Source organism: Algoriphagus oliviformis, from assembly GCF_017254915.1.
Lineage (GTDB): Bacteria > Bacteroidota > Bacteroidia > Cytophagales > Cyclobacteriaceae > Algoriphagus > Algoriphagus oliviformis.
This window is the reverse complement of the sequence record NZ_JAFKCT010000063.1, coordinates 1-318: the sequence shown is the minus strand read 5'-3', so window position 1 is coordinate 318 and position 318 is coordinate 1. Positions and strand designations below refer to the sequence as shown.

1 protein-coding gene is annotated in these 318 nt (G+C 58.2%); it reads right to left on the bottom strand.

All coding sequences use genetic code 11. From position 1 onward, the window contains the following. On the bottom strand, positions 1-318 hold a 318-nt coding region (locus J0A68_RS23340; protein ID WP_206580514.1), incomplete at both ends, for a 2-oxo acid dehydrogenase subunit E2.

The following is a 318-nucleotide window of genomic DNA, read 5'->3' as shown; positions in this document are numbered from 1 at the left end:
ACACCGGAACCACCAGGCCGTTCGGGGTATCTACCGCCACGCCGATATTGATGTATTTCTTCAGCGTCAGCTTCTGACCGTCTTCGGACAGCGAGCTGTTGAAGCGCGGCATCTGCTCCAGAGCGGCAGCGACGGCTTTCATGATGAACACGACAGGCGTGAACTTCACGTCCAGCTTGCGCTTGGCCGCTTCTTCGTTCTGCTGCTTGCGGAACGCTTCCAGATCGGTGATGTCGGTTTTGTCGAAGTGAGTCACGTGCGGGATCATCACCCAGTTGCGGCTCAGGTTCGCGCCAGAGATCTTCTGGATGCGGCCCA